14 protein-coding genes are annotated in these 15,138 nt (G+C 56.6%); 6 read left to right on the forward strand and 8 right to left on the reverse strand.

The window, feature by feature from the left end:
• Window positions 1–119: 119 nt before the first annotated feature.
• Window positions 120–1,694, reverse strand: a complete 1,575-nt coding sequence (locus V6940_RS20155; RefSeq protein WP_333497072.1) for a hypothetical protein — start codon at window positions 1,692–1,694, stop codon at window positions 120–122.
• Window positions 1,695–1,741: 47 nt separating this feature from the next.
• Here V6940_RS20155 and V6940_RS20160 point away from each other — a divergent pair, with 47 nt between their 5' ends.
• Both V6940_RS20160 and V6940_RS20165 read left to right on the forward strand, forming a co-directional pair.
• Complete coding sequence (locus V6940_RS20160) at window positions 1,742–3,037, forward strand: Gfo/Idh/MocA family protein (protein WP_333497073.1); 1,296 nt, start codon at window positions 1,742–1,744, stop codon at window positions 3,035–3,037.
• A 108-nt stretch (window positions 3,038–3,145) separates the two neighbouring features.
• Entirely contained in the window at window positions 3,146–4,429 is a 1,284-nt protein-coding gene (locus V6940_RS20165; RefSeq protein WP_442910835.1) for an ABC transporter substrate-binding protein, read from the forward strand.
• An 85-nt stretch (window positions 4,430–4,514) separates the two neighbouring features.
• Here V6940_RS20165 and V6940_RS20170 read toward each other — a convergent pair whose 3' ends face one another.
• Entirely contained in the window at window positions 4,515–5,204 is a 690-nt protein-coding gene (locus tag V6940_RS20170) for an LrgB family protein (RefSeq protein ID WP_333497075.1), read from the reverse strand.
• The gene (locus V6940_RS20175) at window positions 5,197–5,607 is read right to left on the reverse strand and encodes a CidA/LrgA family protein (RefSeq protein ID WP_185668468.1); all 411 of its coding nucleotides are present in this window, start codon (window positions 5,605–5,607) and stop codon (window positions 5,197–5,199) included. Before V6940_RS20175 ends, V6940_RS20170 begins: the two co-directional genes overlap by 8 nt.
• Before the next feature lie 102 nt (window positions 5,608–5,709).
• Here V6940_RS20175 and V6940_RS20180 point away from each other — a divergent pair, with 102 nt between their 5' ends.
• Window positions 5,710–6,594 (forward strand): LysR family transcriptional regulator, encoded by an 885-nt coding sequence (locus tag V6940_RS20180; RefSeq protein WP_333497076.1) that lies wholly within the window; start codon window positions 5,710–5,712, stop codon window positions 6,592–6,594.
• A gap of 137 nt (window positions 6,595–6,731) precedes the next feature.
• On the opposite strand, the gene V6940_RS20185 is transcribed toward V6940_RS20180, so the two are convergent.
• The 3 genes from V6940_RS20185 to soxR form a co-directional block, all read right to left on the reverse strand.
• A complete protein-coding gene (locus V6940_RS20185) occupies window positions 6,732–8,378 on the reverse strand; it encodes a Na+/H+ antiporter (protein ID WP_185668466.1) in 1,647 nt (548 codons plus the stop codon).
• Window positions 8,379–8,629: 251 nt separating this feature from the next.
• Window positions 8,630–9,979 (reverse strand): NCS2 family permease, encoded by a 1,350-nt coding sequence (locus V6940_RS20190; RefSeq protein WP_333497077.1) that lies wholly within the window; start codon window positions 9,977–9,979, stop codon window positions 8,630–8,632.
• 409 nt (window positions 9,980–10,388) lie between these two features.
• Window positions 10,389–10,847 (reverse strand): redox-sensitive transcriptional activator SoxR, encoded by a 459-nt coding sequence (soxR, locus tag V6940_RS20195; RefSeq protein WP_035895941.1) that lies wholly within the window; start codon window positions 10,845–10,847, stop codon window positions 10,389–10,391.
• Window positions 10,848–10,934: 87 nt separating this feature from the next.
• On the opposite strand from soxR, the gene soxS reads away from it, so the two are divergent.
• Both soxS and V6940_RS20205 read left to right on the forward strand, forming a co-directional pair.
• Window positions 10,935–11,264, forward strand: coding sequence for a superoxide response transcriptional regulator SoxS (gene soxS / locus V6940_RS20200; protein ID WP_185668463.1), 330 nt, complete (start codon window positions 10,935–10,937; stop codon window positions 11,262–11,264).
• A gap of 252 nt (window positions 11,265–11,516) precedes the next feature.
• Entirely contained in the window at window positions 11,517–11,798 is a 282-nt protein-coding gene (locus V6940_RS20205) for a YjcB family protein (RefSeq protein ID WP_035895939.1), read from the forward strand.
• Window positions 11,799–11,890: 92 nt separating this feature from the next.
• Here the strand turns inward: V6940_RS20205 and V6940_RS20210 are convergent, their stop codons facing one another.
• Window positions 11,891–12,646: an IclR family transcriptional regulator gene (locus tag V6940_RS20210; RefSeq protein ID WP_333497078.1), complete on the reverse strand. Its 756-nt coding sequence runs from the start codon at window positions 12,644–12,646 to the stop codon at window positions 11,891–11,893.
• Between the two features lie 152 nt (window positions 12,647–12,798).
• Here V6940_RS20210 and V6940_RS20215 point away from each other — a divergent pair, with 152 nt between their 5' ends.
• Window positions 12,799–14,310: a lytic transglycosylase F gene (locus V6940_RS20215; protein WP_333497079.1), complete on the forward strand. Its 1,512-nt coding sequence runs from the start codon at window positions 12,799–12,801 to the stop codon at window positions 14,308–14,310.
• Window positions 14,311–14,402: 92 nt separating this feature from the next.
• Here the strand turns inward: V6940_RS20215 and ssb1 are convergent, their stop codons facing one another.
• Window positions 14,403–14,930, reverse strand: coding sequence for a single-stranded DNA-binding protein SSB1 (ssb1, locus tag V6940_RS20220; RefSeq protein ID WP_035896752.1), 528 nt, complete (start codon window positions 14,928–14,930; stop codon window positions 14,403–14,405).
• Window positions 14,931–15,138: the final 208 nt, after the last annotated feature.

The following is a 15,138-nucleotide window of genomic DNA, read 5'->3' on the forward strand; positions in this document are numbered from 1 at the left end:
ATCACAAGCTTTATCTGCGATTCGCAAAGGCCATCACACTTTTCCCGTTTTCACGCCAATCCCCGGTTTTACCTCTACGACGTTTACAGACAACGCTCGCCGCGCTTTTTATTCTTTACTCAAGGCGCCTCGCTGAGACTGCTGGCAAAGCGAGTTAGGCGCTCCGGGCTTAACAGCAGCGGCAGGAACAGCGGGCCGCTGGCGGGCGGATTCACCAGCCAGCGTTCCAGCGTATCGGCATAGCGAAGTAGCTGCTGTTGATGCTTTTGCAGCGTGTCGGCAGGCAGGCTTTGCGGGCCATAGTGATCCAGCCAAAGGGCATCGGTCACCGCCGCCGCGACGCGAGAGAACATCTGACTGTAGATTTCCGCGCTGCGCCAGGCGGCTAGCAGCACCTCCAGCGTGTCATCCGGGCAGGTAATTCGCGGTATCAGCTCCCGCAGATTTTGCACCGTGCGGGCTGCGAGGAAGCAGGCGGCCTCTTTTTCCAGCGTCACCCGCTCGCGCTGCTCTTTGCCAAGCGTCGGGTCGTCAGTCGGCATTAAGGGCTGCCAGGCGTGCATCCAGTTGGCGCTGCGGGTGTCCATATGCAGCAGTTGCTGCGCCTGAGAGAGGCTCTCCGGGATCTGGCTTTGGTAGTGCAACCGCCTCCCGAGGAAGTTCGGCGTTTTACACAGCCAGTCGTAGCTGGCGTGGACGATGGCAGAGAGCTGATGTTTATCCTGCGTCGAGCGAAAGCCAAGCTGCTGATGCTCGGCCCAGCGTTCAAAGGCCGACGGCGCGGCATCGTCGACCTGGTTGGCGGCAGACAGCCCAAAGAGATTTATCGCGTTGGCAGAGTCCATGACCCGGCTATCGGGCAGCCACTGCCAGCTCACGCGAGAGGTAATGGCCTCAATTTCGTTTTCAGCGGCGCTCAGCGCCCAGCTCAGGCGGCCGCTGATTTCATCGGCTAAATAGCACGGCAGCGCCGTCCAGCCGTAGCCGGTGCCGAAGAGATCGTACTCGATCCATTTTTTATGACCCGGCAGCGTCGCAATGTGCGGGTGGTTGGCAAAACCGGGGTGATAGTCCAGTTCGGTGGCTTTGATAGAGGCGCGAACGTCGTCCGAGAGCCGGGCAAGAATGTTGGAAAGCTGCTGGCGCGGCCAGCTGTCATCAATAAAGTCGCGCAGCACCAGCTTTTTCCCCTGGGCGCGCAGCAGGCTCCAGACATCGTGCAGGCTCTGCTGCCAGCGGGCGGTCTGAAAGTCCGGGGTGGTCAGGCTCAGAATCATGCCGCTGAGATGCGGCAACGACGGCAATAGCGGATGCAGTATCGCGGCATAAAACTGCTGCCAGAAATCCGGCGCGCTTCTTTCGTCGAAGGTCAGTTCGGGAAATTTACGCTTAATAATGTCGTCATTAGGCGCCGCTTCCCCCTGTAGCCAGAACGAAAGGTTATTTTCCGCCAGATAACGGTCAACGCGTTTTAAATACTGCAACGCGTAATGCTGCTGATGAATAAGGTTCTCGACGTGGAGTTTCGGACTCAACGGCGAGGGCGTTGCAAGAATGGAAAGCAGTTCCTGTTGGTGCAGGATGATGCCGGTGAAACCGTGCTGTTTCGCGCTTTTAACGCCCTGAATAAACCAGGGCCAGTGCCAGATAAAAGTGCTGTTCAGCTCCATCAATTGATGCGGAATACGTTTCATTGCGTCGCCTTGCTGATTTTGGTGTTGATATATTAATCGAGGATGTCATGAAAAAATATGCGTTGGTCGGGACTGGAGGTCGTGCAGGTTTATATATTTCCGCTATCGGTGGAACCTGGCGTAATAACGCCAGAATGGTCGCTTTTTGCGACACCAACCAGACGCGAATGAATTACGCCAATACGCTGCTGCAAAAAGAGGGAGCCGAGCCGGCCTCCACCTGGAAAGCGGCGCAGTTTGAAGAGATGATCCGCGAAACCCGCCCGGACATCGTCATCGTCACCACCATGGATCGCACCCACGACGACTATATCGTTCGGGCGCTGCACGCGGGCTGCGATGTGATCACCGAAAAGCCGATGACCATCGACGAGAAGCGCGCGTTGCGTATTCTGGACGCCATTGAAGAGACCGGGCATACCGTACGTGTGGCCTTCAACTATCGCTATGCGCCGCACCACAGCAAAGTGCGTGAACTGCTGATGCAGGGCGTGATTGGCAACGTCACCTCCGTTCACTTCGAGTGGCTGCTCAATACCGAGCACGGCGCAGACTACTTCCGTCGCTGGCACCGCGAAAAACGCAACAGCGGCGGCCTGCTGGTGCATAAATCGACCCACCACTTCGACCTGATGAACTTCTGGCTGGCAAGCTATCCGGAGCGCGTGTACGCCGAAGGCAGCCTGCAGTTCTACGGCAAAGAAAACGCCGAGAAGCGCGGCGTCAGCCAGTTCTACCCGCGCACTCATGGTTATGCCGAAGCGAAGGACGACCCGTTCGCGCTGAACATGGCGGACAACGAACAGCTGAAAGCGCTCTATCTGGACGCCGAGCATGAAGATAACTACTTCCGCGACCAGAGCGTGTTCAGCGACGGCATCACCATTGAAGACACCATGTCGGTGCTGGTGAAATACCAGAACCAGGTGCAGCTCACCTACTCGCTGAACGCCTATCTGCCGTGGGAAGGGCTGAACGTGGTGTTTAACGGCACCGAAGGTCGTCTGGAGATGAAGATCGTTGAGAAATCCTACGTCAACGCCGGTGGCAAACGCGAAAACGAAGGCAGCCTGGAACAGTGCGATATCACCGTGTTCCCAATGTTTGCCGAGCCGTGGAAGGCGGAGTTTAACCTCGGTGAAGGCGGCCACGGCGGCGGCGATAACGCCATGCTGGCGGACCTGTTCGGCGAACCGGGCAACGACCCGCTGCTGCGCGCCGCCGACCACCGCGCGGGGGCGATGTCTATCCTCACCGGTATTGCGGGCAATATTTCGATGCAGCAGCAGCGCCCGGTGAACTTTAAGGAGTTTGAACTGGTTTCCCGTCTGACAAAACGTTAAGCCGCACGCCCTCCGGCGCGGCAGGAGGCTGCGCCGGAGCGACTGGTCAGTATTTTGCTGTTACTCACCTGTTTAATAACACTATTTATGCCTCTATCCTGGAGACAAATAATGAATAAACTCGTTTCAGGTGTCATCGCATCGCTGTTATTTTCCTGTACCTCTGCCTGGGCGCAACAGCCCGTTGAATTACGCATGTCGTGGTGGGGTGGCAATAGCCGCCACCAGGCGACGCTGAAAGCGCTGGAAGCCTTCGAGAAAAAGTATCCTGATATTAAAGTGAAGGCCGAGTATACCGGCTGGGACGGGCACCTCTCGCGCCTGACCACCCAGATGGCCAGCGGCACCGAGCCGGATGTGATGCAGACCAACTGGCCGTGGCTGATCATCTTCTCCAAAAACGGCGAAGGCTATTACGACCTCAATAAGCTCAAGAGTGAGCTTGATTTCAGCCAGTATCAGGCCAAAGATTTGCAGTCCACCACCGTCAAAGGCAAGCTCAACGGTCTGCCTATCTCAGTCAACGCGCCGGTCTTTTACTACAACGATGTGACCTGGCAAAAAGCCGGGCTGGCCTACCCTAAAACCTGGGACGAATTCTTTGCCGCCGGGAAGGTATTCCAGCAGAAACTGGGCAACAATTACTATCCGTACACCATGGTCGATCAGGACGTGATTCTGCTGCTCAACGCCTACATGATGCAGACACACCAGAAGCCGATGTTTAACAGCGACGGTAAGTTTGCCTGGGATGAGGCGCAGTGGATTGAGGCGTTCAACTTTGTGAAGCGGCTGAGCGATGACCACGTGCTGCCGTCACCGAAAACGCTCTCCGCCTACGGCAAGGGCAATCTGTATGAAATGAAGCCGTGGATTAACGGCGAATGGGGCGGCCTGTTCACCTGGAATATCACCATCCGGATGTTTGCCAACAACATGACGCCACCGGCGAAACTGGTGCTCGGCGACTATGTGATGCAGCCGGGAACGGATGAGTCCGGCGTCTACTTTAAAACCTCGCAGATGTTCTCGGTGGCGAAGTCCACCAAACATCCGAAAGAGGCAGCGATTTTGCTGAACTTCCTGGTCAGCGACCCGCAGTCGGTTGAAGCATTGGGGCTGGAGCGCGGTATTCCGCTGAACAAGGCGGCAGAAACGCTGCTCACCGAAAAAGGGGTGATTGATCCGAATGACCCGGTCGTTGCCGGATTACGCCAGGCACAGTCGCTGCACACCACCGCTGTCGCCACGCCGTATATTGAGGATTTGCAGGTTATCGATCAGTTTACCTCGGCCCGCGAGAAGCTGGACCTCGGTAAGCAGACGACCGCTGAAGTGGTCGCCGATTTCCGCCAGCAGGTGGAGCGCATTGTGCGGCGGTTAAATCGCTAGTTTTTCCTGATGGCGCGTCGCTTATCAGGCCTACGGGATTGCGCCCTTGTAGGCCGGGTAAGCGCAGCGCCACCCGGCAGCAGCATCAGAACATAATCCAGCCCACTAACGGCGCCACCAGCACCATCACCACGCCGGACAGCATCATCACCAGGCTCGCCACCACGCCTTCCTGCGGCCCCAGCTCATAGGAGCGCGCCGTCCCGGCACCGTGCGATGCCGCGCCGAAGCCTGCGCCTTTTGCCATCCCTTCACGAATAGATAAGCGCAGGAACAGTACGTCGCCAATCGCCATACCGAATACGCCGGTCACCACCACAAACAGTGCCACCAGCTCAGGCTGGCCGCCGAGCGACTTTGCTGCCGCCAGAGCAAACGGCGTGGTGATGGAACGCACCGCCAGACTACGCTGGATTTCGTCCGGCAGCGTAAACAGCCGCGCCAGCCACACCGAACTGGTCACCGCGACCACCGTCGCCGTGATCACCCCCGCCGACAGCGACATCCAGTGGCGTTTGATGATTGCCAGATTGTCGTACACCGGCACCGCAAACGCGATGGTCGCCGGGCCGAGCAGCCACAGCAGCCAGTGCGCTTCACCCATGTAGTTCTGATAGGAGATATGGCCGAACACCAGCATCAGCACCAATAACACCGGGGTCAGTACCAGCGGCATCAGCGGCAGCTTGCGAAAGCGGCGGTAGAGGCGTTTGTTGGCAAAGTAGAGCACCAGCGTAATCGCCAGGCACAGCACGCTCAGCTGAAAGTTACTCATGGCGCATCCGTTTTAGCTCGTAGCGATAAACCTTATCGACTACCCAAGCGGTCGCCGCCAGCACCATCATCGTGCTTAGCGCAATCACCACAAAAATCCGCCAGCCGTCGACCATCAGCAGTTGGGCATAGTTCACCACCGCCACCACTGCCGGCACAAAGAACAGCAGCATTTCCGCCAGCAGCCAGCGCGACCCGGCGCGAACCCATTTCAGCGGCACAATATGGCAGACGATCAGCGCCAATAGCAGCACCATGCCCACCAGGTTAGCGGGCAGCGGCAGATGCCACCGGTTCACCAGATAGTCAGCAAACACAAACAGACCTGCGTACAGCACAACCTGCACCGGAACCTGGAGACGGTTTAAAACGGAGGGCACAACGCGCCCTAAGGCCTCAGCCATGGAGGGATGTCCAGAAAAAATGAGAGAGGCACAGTATAGTGAGACAACGATGATGACAAAAATGAATTAAACTCATCGGTAGCATAGTTAAGAGGCATAATCATGGACATCAGAACGCTGCGCTACTTTGTCGAAGTCGTTCGTCAGCAGAGCTTTACCCGCGCGGCGGAGAAGCTCTTCGTGACGCAACCCACCATCAGTAAGATGCTCAAAAATCTGGAAGATGAGCTGAACTGCACCCTGCTCATTCGCGACGGCCGTAAGCTGTTGATGACCGATACCGGGCAGGTGGTGTTCGACCGCGGGCTGGCTATCCTCGACGAATTTCGCCAGCTGGAGGCCGAACTTAGCGACATTAACCATCTCAACAAAGGCGTGTTGCGCCTCGGTATTCCACCGATGGTTGGCATGCTGATGGCCGGACCCATTAGCCTGTTTCGCCAGCGCTATCCCGGCGTGGAGCTGAAAATTTCCGAAGGCGGCGGTCTGACCGTGCAGCAGGCGGTAATGAACGGCGAGCTGGATCTGGCGATGACGGCGCTGCCGGTGGAAGAAGAAAGCGCACTCACTACCCGGCTCTTGTTCAGTCATCCGCTTTGCGTGCTGGTGCCGCGCTCTGGAGACTGGCTGGAGCACACCTCAGTTTCACCGCAGCAGCTTGCTGCCCACCCTCTGCTTATCTACAACGAAGATTTCGCCCTTAGCCGCCAGCTGATGCAGCTGTTTGCGCGTCACGACGTCAAGCCGCGTATTGCGGTGCGCAGCGGGCAATGGGATTTTCTCGCCGCAATGGTCCAGGCGGGCGTCGGCGTGGCAATTCTGCCGGAGCCAATTTGCCGCAGGCTTGATGAGAAAACCCTGCGCTGGCTGCCGCTGGAGAGCGATCTGCGCTGGCAGTTGGGGATGATTTGGCGAGAAGGGGTGTATTTGTCTCACAGCGCCCAGGCGTGGCTGAAGTGCTGTGAGGGATTTACGCTACCGGAGTAGAGGTTTAGGCACGGTGTGCTCCCTCTCCCTTTTTAAGGGAGAGGGTTGGGGTGAGGGTTTATGCTCCGAGTCATCCCCTCACCCTAGCCCTCTCCCCATAGGGGAGAGGGAACTGACAGGCTCACGCTTTATCCGAATTACGCATCTTCAATCAACAGCGCTTCCAGCAGATCAAGGTCGTGCAGCAGCTTCTGCAAGGTCTCGTTGCTGATCTGACGCGTCGCGCGCAGGTGATACAGCTCCCCGCGCTCAGAGCGCAGCGCCGCGAGGCGGAAGCGGCGTTCAAGCTGCTCTTCCAGCATTGAGGTTTCCACATCGTTACGCCCATCGACGCGACGACGCAGGTTACCAATCACGCGAGAACTGACCTCGGTCAGCAGCTGATTATCGATATTCTCGGTGGTATCCGCGGCAAGACGCTCCTCCATTTTCTGGATGGCGACAATCGCTACGTCGGCCGTCGCCGCCCGCGCCAGGCGCTCTTCTTTACGCTGCTGGACGTTATCGCTCGACTCAATATGGCGCAGCAGAATCGGCAACGCGATCACCCCGACAAACAGCGAGAACAGAATCACGCCCGCCGCCAGGAAGATCAGCTCATAGCGTGCCGGGAAAGCATCGCCAGAAGGCAGCAGCAGCGGAATGGAGAGTACACCGGCAAGGGTAATCGCCCCGCGCACACCGGCCACGGAGGAGATCAGCAGCTCGCGGGTGGTCCACGAACCAAACTCCATCGGTTTCTTTTTCAGGAAGCGTTGGCTCAGCTTGCGCATCGTCCACAGCCAGCCAAAACGCACCAGCATCAGCGCCGCGTAAATCAGGATGATATCGGTAAACAGCATCCAGGTTTCAACGTTCGGGTCGGCCTCTGCCGCCACCAGCGAGCTTTCGAGAATATCTGGCAGTTGTAGACCCAACAGCAGGAACACCATGCCGTTAAACACAAACTCCAGCATCGCCCAGGTACTGTTGGCACGCAGGCGCATCGCCAGCGGCGCGGTGCGCATCACGCCGGAACGGGTGATGGTCATCCCGGCCGCCACCGCCGCCAGAATCCCGGAAACCCCGATATGTTCAGCTATCAGGTAAGAGGCGAACGGTAGCAGGAACAACAGCACAATCTGCGTGGCCGGTTCATCGCCACCCCAGCGGCTGAGGAAGCGCATAGAGCGACCGTACGACCAGCTGACGACAAAACCCGCCAGGATGCCGCCAATCGCCACTTTAAGGAATTCCACCGTGGCGCCACCGACGGTAAAGACCATCGTGCCCATCGCTACCGCAACGGCAAACTTCAGCGACACCAGGCCGGAGGCGTCGTTCATCAGCGCCTCACCCTGCAGAATCCCCATAATTTTTTTCGGGATGCGCCCTTCACCGACAATCCCCGAGAGCGCCACGGCATCGGTCGGCGACAGCACGGCTGCCAGCGCAAAGGCTGGAATCAGCGGAATACCCGGCACAATCCAGTAGATCAGGAAGCCAATCCCCACCACCGTCACCAGCACTAACGCCAGCGCCAGCCCGAGGATCTCTCGCCCATGCTCAATAAATTCGCGGGTCGGCGTTTTCCAGCCGTCGGCAAACAGCAGCGGCGGGATAAACAGAACGAGGAACAGTTCAGGGTCAAATTCAACGTGCAAACCAAACGTCGGCCACGCCAGCAGCGCGCCGATGGCGATTTGCATTAATGGAAGTGGGATCTGGAAGGGCATTACGCGCGTAACCACCCCGGAGAGCGAAACCACGAGAGTCATGATGAGTATGGTAAAGAATATTTCCATGCGTTCCCTGTTTACAGCGTTGTCTTATTATTCAAAACATGAAGCGTCGTGCTTCCGAGTTTACGTTACCCAGATTAACGCAAAAGGAAACGAGAGGTGGCTGAAAATAGAAAAAAAGTCCGGACCTGTAACCCGGCCAAGCGCAGCGCCGCCGGGATCGGTTCGGAGCCTGCCCCGGCGGCGCTGCGCTTGGCCGGGCTACAAATAAAGAACCCGCCATCAGGCGGGTTCTTTTTACGGCAGTGGCGAGATTAAATCGCCCAGCCGCCTGCATAGAACGCTACCAGCGCCGCAGCAATAATCACGGTGCCGATGTTCAGCTTACGCCATTCACCGGAAACCACGCGGCCAATCACCAGGGTCGCGAAGCCAATCATGATGCCGGTAACGATGTTACAGGTCAGCACGATCATCACGGCAGTGATAAGCCCGGACATCGCGTCAACGAAGTCGTTGAAGTCGATGCGCGCCACGTTGCTCAGCATCAGCAGGCCGACGTACATCAGCGCTGGTGCGGTGGCATAGCCTGGAACCAGGTAAGAGAGCGGAGAGAGGAACAGAATCAGCAGGAACAGGATGCCGACGGTGATCGCCGTTAAACCGGTTTTACCGCCTGCTGCCGTACCCGCTGCGGATTCGATATAGACCGCTGCCGGGGATGCGCCCACAACTGCCGAGAACACGCTGCTCAGGGAGTCAGTGGTCAGCGCTTTGCCGCCGTTGATGATCTGGCCGTCTTTATCCAGCAGATTCGCCTGACCGGCTACCGCACGGATAGTACCGGTGGCGTCAAACACTGCGGTCATCACCAGCGCCAGCACGCTTGGCAGCACAACCGGGTTCAGCGCGCCCATAATATCGAGGCTGCCAATCAGCGAGTTACCTTTGTCATCGCTCAGCGATGGCATCGCGAACACGCCGGAGAAGTGTACGTTGGGATCGAAAATCAGCCCCACGATGGAGACACCGATGATGGTCAGCAGAATGCCGCCCGGTACCTTCAGTTTCTCCAGACCGATGATCATCGCCAGACCGACCAGCGTCATAATGACCGGGAAGCTATCGAACTGACCCAGCGCAACTGGCAGGCCGTCCAGTGGGTTTTTCACCACCATGCCAACGCCGTTCGCGGCGATCAGCAGCAGGAACAGGCCAATACCAATGCCCGTACCGTGCGCAATGCCCTGCGGCAGATTGCGCAAAATCCAGCTACGGATACCGGAGGCAGAAATGATGGTAAACAGTACACCCATCAGGAATACCGCGCCCAGCGCAACCGGAATGCTGATGTGCTGGCCCAGTACCAGGCTGAAAGCGGTGAAGGCGGTCAGTGAGATCGCACAGCCGATCGCCAGCGGCAGATTTGCCCACAGGCCCATCACGATAGAACCGACACCGGCCACCAGGCAGGTCGCCACGAAGACCGCCGCCGGTGGGAAACCGGCTTTACCCAGCATGCCCGGCACCACGATCACCGAGTAAACCATCGCCAGGAAGGTAGTAAGGCCGGCGACAATCTCCTGACGAACGGAGCTACCACGTGCAGAAATTTTAAACCAGGCGTCTAACGAACCGCCGGTACGCGCTGAAGGCGTAGACATAGAAAACATCCCCTGAGAGTTTTTATCATTCGTTCGTCTGCGTGGTGGAACATCCACTTCCAGCTAAGCGTCATCTCCATGTGCTACTTGCGGCAATAGGGGAGCCACAAAAAAGCAAACGATTAACTCCGCGCAGACAAAACGATATTCGGAATTCCTTATTCTCCGCGTGTGCGAGATAAGGTTGACCCGCTCATTTTCGGCGTAAGAGACGTCCGAAATTTGAAGGCAAACGATTATCTGGCTTTTATGCCCCTTTTTTCAACAGAAGTTTGCCCTGGTTTATGAAAATTAACGAATGCCGATGAAGAATTGGTCAACCCATGCGCAAACGTTATCGTCCATGCGCAATCCGGCAACATTTCTATGGCAAAAATGTCGCAATTTTCCGGGGAGAAATGAATAAGGATTACTCATCTTCCAGCAAACGCGCGCCGGTCCCTTCTTCCCCCAGTTTATCGCCAGGGTTACGCAGCGGGCAGTCGCGCAACGACATACAGCCGCAACCGATACAGCCGTTCAGTTGGTCGCGTAAGGCTTCCATCGCGTGGATGCGTTTATCCAGCTCTTCGCGCCACTGCGTGGTGAAATGCTTCCAGTCTTTCGGCCCCAGCGTGTGGTTTTCCGGCAGCACGCTCAGCGATTCACCGATAGTGCCGAGCGGGATCCCTAACCGCTGGGCAATTTTGATAATCGCCACGTAACGCAGGACATCACGCTTATAGCGCCGCTGATTACCGCTATTTCTCGTGCTACGAATCAACCCTTTGCTTTCATAAAAATGCAGCGCTGATACCGCAACACCAGTTCGTTTCGCTACTTCACCCGGTGAAAGCAGCGTTTTTATTCTCGTCGATTTTTTTTCCATAATCCGCTTTACCTCAAGTTAACTTGAGGAATTATACTCGCCAACAGAACAGAAATCGACGCGAAAATAGACAACGGGGAGAGCCTTATGTCCCATCGGGAAATTATTCAGACGCTAATTGAATGGATAGATGAACATATCGATCAACCGCTTAATATCGACATCGTGGCCCGTAAGTCCGGCTACTCGAAGTGGTATCTGCAAAGAATGTTCCGCACCGTGATGCATCAGACGCTGGGTGACTACATCCGCCAGCGACGCCTGCTGCTTGCCGCAGAGGCGCTACGCACCACCCAGCGGCCTATCTTTGATATCGCTATGGATCTCGGCTACGTCTCACAGCAGACCTTCTCACGCGTATTCCGCCGCGAGTTTGACCGCACGCCGACGGACTACCGTCACCAGATCTCCGCCTAATCCGCATTCAGGCTGCCGCACCGCGTGTGGCGGCCTTATCCATGTTTTAAAAGTGGTTATTGGATTGACAAAAATCCCGCGTTTACCTCTGGTGAATAAAGCAACAAACGTGATATAGTTCACACAATGAAATGAAACAGAAACACCGTTTCACTCAATTTGTGAATGCCTTCAGATAGCCAGAGTGCCCAGAGCCTCATTACACAAGTGCTGTCAGGGCAGCTTGTTGTTTATCTCTGAGGAAAAGGTCCCATGCTTTCACTTACCGCAGGCGTTACGCTGTTACGCTGGCCGTTAACCAGCGCCGTGCTGATGTTCGTTGCTAGTACCCTGAAAATCAAACTCCGTAAAGCTGACTACATCGGTCTGGGTGCTATTTGCAGCATGCTGGGTCTGGCGGCCGCCTGCTGGTTCGCAACCAGTTTACTTGGTATCACCCTGGTAGAAATTTCCACCATCTTTAACAATATCAAAGATGTGATGGTTGAAGTGATGAGTCAGACGCCGCCAGAATGGCCGGTCGCGCTCTACTAATTTGCCACTCAATACTGTAGGCCGGATAAGCGAAGCGTTATCCGGCACCTTATGGCAAATTGCCGGATGGCGGCGTGAACGCCTTATCCGGCCTACAACGCCGTATCCCCGTCTAATGCAGCACTGATGCGCCGGGCCGCTTTTTTGAGTTTCTCCTGCCATTCCCCAACGTTGTTTTGCGCAAAATGTTGAGTCGAAGAGACCAGCGCCAGCGCGGCGCAGTGCTCTTTTGGCGCAAATCGCAGCGGTACCGACAGCGATGACACCCCCGCCGCCAACTCTTCATCCGCCCGGTAGCAGCCCGCTTTACGAATTTGCAGCATCCGTTTCAGGAAAGCCTCTTCCGTTTCGCCTAATCCTGCCGCCAGCACCTCTTCACGATAACGTTCGAACAGCCCACGCTGCTGCTTCGAGGTTTGGTTGGCGATCACCACCTTCGGCGCGCTGCCGGAAAACATCGGGCGCGGGCGGCCTCGGCCGTAAACCAGCGCAATCTCCTGATTCGAGCACTCATGGTGCAGGTCGAGAAACACATCGCCATCAAGCCTGGAGAGCGTACAATGGCAGCCCGTCAACGTCACCAGTTCGCGCATCTGCGGGATGCTGGCGGCCAACAGAGGGTCGGTGCTGCGAATAACATAATCCAGCAGAGTGATGCGCGGCCCCAGTGCATAATAGCCACCGTTAAAGCGCTGCAGCAGGCCAGCGTGCATCAGCTCTTTCAGGTAGCGATAGCCGGTGGGCGTGGAGCATCCCAGCGCTTCCACGATACGGTCGGCTTCCCACACGGGGCGTTCTGCAGTGAACAGGTCAAGTACCGACAGCATCCGATTCAGGCTGGTCATCATGTCTCTCCATGGCACAAAATGTGCATTGTAGCGGTTGCCATCGATGCTAACCAGATAGCGGCCTCCGACGGCCTGAAAAAGCCACACTCCCGCCAGGTTTTTTAGCCGCGTTCGACTAAAATTGACGGATGCGCCTTGCGGAGTGCCGCACGATGAACGCCATCCCTTTTCATCGCCTCATTACCTTCTGTTTAAGCGCCCTGCTGCTGTCCACCCCGGTTTATGCCGCCCCCAAACTGGATGAACAACGCGACGCGCTGGAAGTGAATATCGAGAGCATCATGCAGCCGTGGAAAGGCGACCTGCCCGGCATGCTTGATCGCCGCGTGATTCGCGTATTAACCACCTACAGTAAGACCTTCTTTTTTATCGACAAAGGCCAGCAGCGCGGCGCGACGCACGATATTTTCGCCGCCTTTGAGCGCAGCCTGAACGCACAGCTAGCAAAGGATAAGAAGCTTAAGCAGAAGCATCTGAAGGTGCGGATAATTTTTGTGCCGGTGACCCGCGATAACCTGTTTACCGCCCTCAACGAGGGGAAAGGCGATATCGCCGCCGCCAACCTGACCATCACACCGTCCCGCCAGCAGGCGGTTGCCTTTACCCATCCTATCTATAACGATATCAAAGAGCTGCTGATTTCCGGCCCCGCGTCACCTCAGGTCAAAAACCTGGATGACCTCTCCGGGAAAACGGTGTTTGTGCGTAAGTCGTCGAGCTATTACGAGAGCCTGACCGCGCTCAACGCGCAGTTCGTCAAAGCGGCAAAACCACCGGTCATCATCAAAGCCGCCCCGGAGGCGCTGGAGGATGAAGATCTGCTGGAGATGCTCAATGCCGGGCTGATCCCGCTGACGGTGGTTGACCATCATAAGGCCGTTTTCTGGCAGCAGGTCTTTCCCAAAATTCAGGTGCATGAGGATGTGGTGCTGCGCGATAACGGCAGCATCGCCTGGGCAGTGCGCAAAGATAATCCCAAACTCCTCGCCGAGTTAAACGGCTTTGTGAAAGATAACCGCCAGGGAAGCACGCTGGGCAATACGCTGCTGCTGCGCTACCTGAAGAGCGCGAAATACGTGAAGAACGCGGCGGCGGAAAAAGAGCGGCGTAAATTTCTGAAGATGGTGGAGGTGTTCAGGAAATATGGCGATCGCTATGACGTTGATTGGCTGCTGATGGCGGCGCAGGGCTACCAGGAGTCGCGGTTAAATCAGTCGGTACGTAGCCACGTTGGGGCCATCGGCGTGATGCAGGTGATGCCCAAAACCGGCAAGGAGCTGAAGGTGGGCGATATCAAACAGCTCGACCCCAATATTCACGCCGGGGTGAAGTATATGCGCTGGATGATCGACCGCTATTACGGCGATGAACCGATGACGCAGCTGGATAAGGCGCTGTTTTCGTTTGCCTCTTATAACGCAGGCCCGGCGCGGATTGCGCGTTTACGGGTAGAGACGCAGAAACGCGGTTTTGATCCGAACGTCTGGTTTGGCAACGTCGAGAACCTGGCCGCCGAGAAGATAGGCGCGGAGACGGTGACCTACGTTGGCAATATTTATAAGTATTACATTGCCTATCGGCTGGTGCTGGATGAGATCAACCGCAAGCGGGCGGCGACCGGGAAGCCGCCGATTATTCCGGCGAGCGATAAGGCGCAGCAGTAGGCCCCAAGCCGCCCCGAGATCGGCATCTGGCAATTGGCATAAAAAAACCCCGACGAATCGGGGCTTTTTTTCAGACGGTTATCTGCCGTTTATCAGAACGGGATATCGTCATCGAAGTCCATCGGCGGTTCGTTAGACGGTGCCGGAGCGGACTGCTGCTGCGGACGAGACTGCGCGCCGCCGCTGAACTGGTTGCCGCCCTGTGGCTGCTGAGGCTGACCCCAACCGCCCTGCTGCTGCTGACCGCCACCTGCTGGTGCGCCGCCGCCCTGACGTCCACCCAGCATCTGCATAGTGCCGCCAACGTTAACCACGACTTCGGTGGTGTATTTTTCAGCACCGGACTGATCGGTCCATTTGCGGGTACGCAGCTGGCCTTCAATGTAGACCTGAGAGCCTTTACGCAGGTATTCACCTGCTACTTCCGCCAGCTTGCCGAACAGCACAACACGGTGCCATTCAGTCTGCTCTTTCATTTCACCGGTCGCTTTGTCGCGCCAGGATTCGGAAGTAGCCAGCGTAATGTTGGCAACTGCGCCACCATTCGGCATGTAGCGTACTTCCGGGTCCTGGCCCAGGTTACCGACGAGAATCACCTTGTTTACGCCTCTGCTGGCCATGTTTGTCTCTCCTGAAAATGTAATCTTGATTAAGTGTAAACGCGCCAGTGTATCATTTCCAGACGGTATTTTGGTAGCTGGGAGACAGATTCCACTAAACATCTTATCCCGCTGCAATTTTCATCAACATCCAGAATCGGCATTCCAATACTGTATATTCATTCAGGTTAAGTTGTGTCATAATTAGCCGTTTCTGCCGTTTGTCCTT

Origin of the sequence: Kluyvera sp. CHPC 1.251, assembly GCF_036759945.1 — a bacterium.
Taxonomy (GTDB): domain Bacteria; phylum Pseudomonadota; class Gammaproteobacteria; order Enterobacterales; family Enterobacteriaceae; genus Kluyvera; species Kluyvera sichuanensis.

Bases quoted from the DNA above. Each gene is read 5' to 3' on its own strand.
- V6940_RS20155 (WP_333497072.1), bottom strand. From the start codon at position 1,694: ATGAAACGTATTCCGCATCAATTGATGGAGCTGAACAGCACTTTTATC.
- V6940_RS20160 (WP_333497073.1), top strand. From the start codon at position 1,742: ATGAAAAAATATGCGTTGGTCGGGACTGGAGGTCGTGCAGGTTTATAT.
- V6940_RS20170 (WP_333497075.1), bottom strand. From the start codon at position 5,204: ATGAGTAACTTTCAGCTGAGCGTGCTGTGCCTGGCGATTACGCTGGTG.
- V6940_RS20175 (WP_185668468.1), bottom strand. From the start codon at position 5,607: ATGGCTGAGGCCTTAGGGCGCGTTGTGCCCTCCGTTTTAAACCGTCTC.
- V6940_RS20180 (WP_333497076.1), top strand. From the start codon at position 5,710: ATGGACATCAGAACGCTGCGCTACTTTGTCGAAGTCGTTCGTCAGCAG.
- V6940_RS20185 (WP_185668466.1), bottom strand. From the start codon at position 8,378: ATGGAAATATTCTTTACCATACTCATCATGACTCTCGTGGTTTCGCTC.
- V6940_RS20190 (WP_333497077.1), bottom strand. From the start codon at position 9,979: ATGTCTACGCCTTCAGCGCGTACCGGCGGTTCGTTAGACGCCTGGTTT.
- soxR (WP_035895941.1), bottom strand. From the start codon at position 10,847: ATGGAAAAAAAATCGACGAGAATAAAAACGCTGCTTTCACCGGGTGAA.
- soxS (WP_185668463.1), top strand. From the start codon at position 10,935: ATGTCCCATCGGGAAATTATTCAGACGCTAATTGAATGGATAGATGAA.
- V6940_RS20205 (WP_035895939.1), top strand. From the start codon at position 11,517: ATGCTTTCACTTACCGCAGGCGTTACGCTGTTACGCTGGCCGTTAACC.
- V6940_RS20210 (WP_333497078.1), bottom strand. From the start codon at position 12,646: ATGATGACCAGCCTGAATCGGATGCTGTCGGTACTTGACCTGTTCACT.
- V6940_RS20215 (WP_333497079.1), top strand. From the start codon at position 12,799: ATGAACGCCATCCCTTTTCATCGCCTCATTACCTTCTGTTTAAGCGCC.
- ssb1 (WP_035896752.1), bottom strand. From the start codon at position 14,930: ATGGCCAGCAGAGGCGTAAACAAGGTGATTCTCGTCGGTAACCTGGGC.